This is a genomic window from Azospirillum agricola (genome assembly GCF_017876095.1).
GTDB lineage: Bacteria > Pseudomonadota > Alphaproteobacteria > Azospirillales > Azospirillaceae > Azospirillum > Azospirillum agricola.
Map to the genome: position 1 here is coordinate 1 of NZ_JAGINM010000064.1, position 4,170 is coordinate 4,170.

Annotated in this window: 3 protein-coding genes; all 3 read left to right on the plus strand. The window is 59.7% G+C overall.

The features are described 5' to 3' along the window. Positions 1-245: 245 nt before the first annotated feature. A complete protein-coding gene (locus J2847_RS33775) occupies positions 246-710 on the plus strand; it encodes a hypothetical protein (protein ID WP_209783098.1) in 465 nt (154 codons plus the stop codon). Beyond that, positions 707-3,778 carry an HsdM family class I SAM-dependent methyltransferase gene (locus J2847_RS33780; protein ID WP_209783099.1) on the plus strand — a complete coding sequence of 1,024 codons (3,072 nt, stop codon included), beginning with the start codon at positions 707-709 and terminating at the stop codon, positions 3,776-3,778. Before J2847_RS33775 ends, J2847_RS33780 begins: the two co-directional genes overlap by 4 nt. Next, positions 3,775-4,170 (plus strand): hypothetical protein (locus J2847_RS33785; protein WP_209783100.1); only part of this gene is annotated, 396 nt, incomplete at its 3' end. The genes J2847_RS33780 and J2847_RS33785, both read left to right, overlap by 4 nt.

The following is a 4,170-nucleotide window of genomic DNA, read 5'->3' on the forward strand; positions in this document are numbered from 1 at the left end:
CGCTGTGGAAAACCGGCCCGCCTACGCCAGCTCTGGGGGGCGCTTCGGCGGGCCGGTTCCCCACAGCTCCTACACCACGTTCAGGGACGTGACCGGCTAGATTGGAAGGCGGTCATAGCGCTAGGCAGCTTTCAGACGTAACCGCGCCAAAGTTGCCATCTGAAAAGCCTTTGTATCCTTAAAACTGTTGGCAGAGCAAAATTTGTTCTATATGACAATATTCCCTGTTGTTAGCCCCATGAAAAATGACGCCCCACACCATACAATATACCGGCGAGCAAGCCCGGAGCTTTGCGGGGGTCTCCCCTGAGGCGTGGCGGCATTGGCGGAAGGTCGTGCCGAAGCTATCGGCAAAGTCCGGCAAGAAAGCTCGCTTTTCGGCAGGTGAACTGATCGCACTCGCCGTAGTGTCCGCGTCCGTAAGCACGTTGAATGTCGGCATCGCGGGTTTGGCCAATCGCTGGGACGAACTGTTCGACCTATGTGCGCCGCAACGGCTCAGCAACCTGCGCACAACGTTCGTGATCGTGACGGCCGAGAAGGTGGAGTTGGTGGATGCCGATCGGCTCAGTCGCGAACAGCCGGCCATCGTTATTCCCTGTGAACCGATCGTCGACCGGCTATGGACCGCGGCTTTTTCCGGTGTGGTGGAGCAGGCGCAAGCACCTCTTCCGTTTGCGCCACAGGCCGTTGGTGGAGCAGCACGATGAGCGGACTGCTCGACGCGCTCGCCGGTTTTCTGGGGTATGACGGCGACCCCGGCTACATCCGAGCTGACGCGTTCGCCCAACAGCCGAATCACCGCCATGCACTTCGGCTCGCGGCGCAGCTCATGCACGTGCGGGCCGCATTCGGCCTCTGGACAGGACGGGAAGGCGCACTGCTTGGCCCAGACCGCGCACGATTCACGCCGCTCGTATATCTTGCAGAAGTCTCGGATGCTGCGCAAGCCCAGCAGGTACATCGCAGCGTCTGGAGCCAAGGTCTTGCCCCTTATCTGCTTGCTACATCCGCCGACCGCGTATGGATTTGCCAGGGCTTTGCATTCTCCTCCACGGACTGGGCTCGACATGCGCTCGAACTCCCTCTTGTCGTCCCGAATGATCCGAGTGAGTTTGTCCAGCACCCAGCGTTGAGGCCGTTGCTCGCAAAGACGTTACGAAGCTCTCTCGCATGGCGTGACGAGGCTCGCACGGCCGACGAGTTTGTCGATGAACGGCTATTGCGCTCGCTCGCAAACCTATCGGTTGCATTCTCAAACGCGACACAGTCACGTCGGATGATCGAACCGCCAGTGATCAACGCGCTCATCGCCCGGCTGCTCTACTTCTATTTTCTCGTCGACCGGCGCTTCATCACTAGGGAGCGCCTTGCAGCCTGGGGACTGGCGGGGATCGGGCTGGACGAAGGCCACGACTGGTCACTTTCGGATACCCAGACACTGTTCCAGCGCCTCGACGAGGTCTTCAATGGCAGTATCTTCCCGATGCCGTCGGCCTATGTCGACGCCTATGATGCTACGCATCTAAATCTGCTACGACGGGTTCTGCGGCATGGCGCGGAACTGGGTTCCCAGGACGCATTGCAACTGAGCTTCCTCGACTACGATTTTGCCACCATTCGCACCGAGACGCTTTCCGCGATCTACGAGATGTTCCTCAGAAACGAGGATAAGGAGGCGGGCAGACGTTACGGAGCGTTCTACACCCCCCCGTATCTAGCGGATTACACGCTGGATCGCCTGGAAGACAAGACAGCCTTGGACGCGGCCACGCGTGTGCTTGATCCAGCGACTGGATCGGGGGTGTTTCTTGTCGGTTCATACCGGCGCATCGTGGAATCTTCGCTGCCCAGCGGCAAGACGCGCTTGCCTCTCGACCGCTTGCACAAGCTGATGACCGACAACATCTTTGGCGTAGAGCTGAACGCAACCGCATGTCACGTGGCCGCCTTCAGCCTCTACCTAACAATGCTCGACTATGTCGATCCGAAGGAAGCGGCGGACTATACAAGTTGGCCCGTACTCGTCGGCCGCCCAAGGCTGTTCCCACCGATGCTGAAGGGGGATACCGATCGCAGAGCCAACATTCGAACTGGAGACTTTTTCTCGGACGCATCCGAGGGAATCCAGTGTGATATCGTTGTCGGCAACCCGCCTTGGGTGCAGTTAAAGGAACTACGCAGCCCTGGAGCCGTGGCCTATCTGAAACAATCACGCGCGCCGATTGGGGACAAGCAGGCGGCCGAGCTATTCTTGTGGAAGGCCTATCGCGACCACCTTGGTGAAAATGGCGCACTCGGCTTTCTGATCCCACAAAAGAGCTTGGTAAACGCCTACTCGGCCAAATTCACACAGGCCCTGCGGAGCAATGCCGAGTTGATCGGCATCGCCGATCTGGCCCATCTCCGCTATGTTCTGTTTCGGCGTTCGGCGGCGCGAACGGCAGGCGCTGTGGAGAGCAGTTCTGAGCGCGGCGCCCGCCAAGCAACCGCAGTGGTTCTGCTGCGCAAGGCTATTCCCCAGTCAGGCCACAGGTTCTGGCTCTATCGCCCTGTCCGCTCAACCCAGCCGGCCAGTCGCAAAGGACGGCTCTGGACCCTTCTCCACGACTGGACGCAAGTGCTCTGGCAGGACGTCGTCGGGTTGAGCGATGCCGACTGGCTGCGGCTCTTCACCTGCTCGCCCGTCGATCGTCGGGTCCTGACCAAGCTTGATCGTCAGATCGCCTCCGGCCGGCTGCGTTCGTTGCGAGAGCTTGATCAGGCAATCGGCCTGCAATTCAAGATCGAGGTTGATCAGAATCTTGACAAGCAGTTCGTGCTCAACTGCAATCCGAAAAAACCGACTTTCTGGCGACGCCAACTGGGGCTCGAACCCTCCCTAGTTCCGGACACCAGCGCCGTCCCGCTACCGCCTTCCGAACTGGAAAAAGCCCATCCGCGCTCGCTTCCATTTCTGATGGGAAATGTCGTACTCATGCCGAGGACGTGCGAGACGGCACTGTTCGTCGAACCACCTGTTGCGCCCAGCTTCTTCATTGTCGGTTGTTTTCCCGGTTTTGCCGGAACGCCGCTGCCTGCCCGTCATCGCATGTTTCTCGAAGCGCTCGCGTGCTACATGTCGACCCGGACGTTCCGCTATCTGTGCTTCGTCAACAGCCGACGGATGACCATCGACCGTCCCCACGCGGAGCTATCTGGTGTTCTTGAGCTTCCTTGGCCGTTCGGTGACATGGATGCGAACGATTGGTCGGCGCTCTTGGACCTCGCCAAACCAGAGCGCGAGGCCCTCGTGTGCGAGCGATTGGGCCTTCCGCCGGTCTACCGCGATCTGGTGGAGGAATTCACGGCCTTCCGGGAGGCGTTTACCGACGGCGGAACGCCAATCGACGCGATGCGGCTCGGCGATGCAAACGAGATTGATGCCTATCTCGCTACCATGCTGCGCGAGTTGGATGCTGGGCGCCAGCGCTACGCAGTAAGCGCGATCCCAGTTGCAAGCGATCTCGTGGCTGTGGTCGTGGAGTATAAGTGCAAGTCCGCCTCGGCAGCGAGCGTTTCATACCAAATCGCCCACACCGCCGCAAAAGCCTATGCCACGCAAGGGGCTAGCACGCTGACGCAAAGCCGCTACCTCTGGCATTCGCGCCAGATGATGGCGAGCGTCCTGCTCAAGCCACGTGAGCGCATGCACTGGACGCTGGATCGCGCCTTTGCCGATGCAGATCTTGTCACTGCTGCGGCGATGTCGGGCTTTAACAGTAAAGAGGCGGTATGACGGTCACAACCTCCTTAGAAGAATGGTTAATCGACCGTGGTCTGACACCACAGGAGGCCGACCTCTGGGCGGACTTCATTGCCGACGCGCTGGATTTAATCGACGACGGGCACGCACTATTACGCAAAGCTTCGGAATGGAACTCGTTTTTGGGAGGCTGTGTGAAGCCCGTCCCTACCGAGCCAGAGATAACCTCAGGCCTTGGCGATCGGATGCGTCGGCTGCGAAACGAAGCGCCGATCGATAGCAATCGTGATCGCATCCAAGTCAGCTACGAAAGCCCGACGCCCGGAGATGAGCGTAAGCGTTACGAGCGGCCCCTTCGGTTCGGACCGGGCAATCACCGCATCGATCTGTGGCGGCGGACCTTGAAGTGTTCACGGAGGTCGAGG

Excerpts from the sequence above, each read along its gene's own strand:
- J2847_RS33780 (WP_209783099.1), top strand. The coding sequence starts at position 707 with ATGAGCGGACTGCTCGACGCGCTCGCCGGTTTTCTGGGGTATGACGGC.
- J2847_RS33775 (WP_209783098.1), top strand. The coding sequence starts at position 246 with ATGACGCCCCACACCATACAATATACCGGCGAGCAAGCCCGGAGCTTT.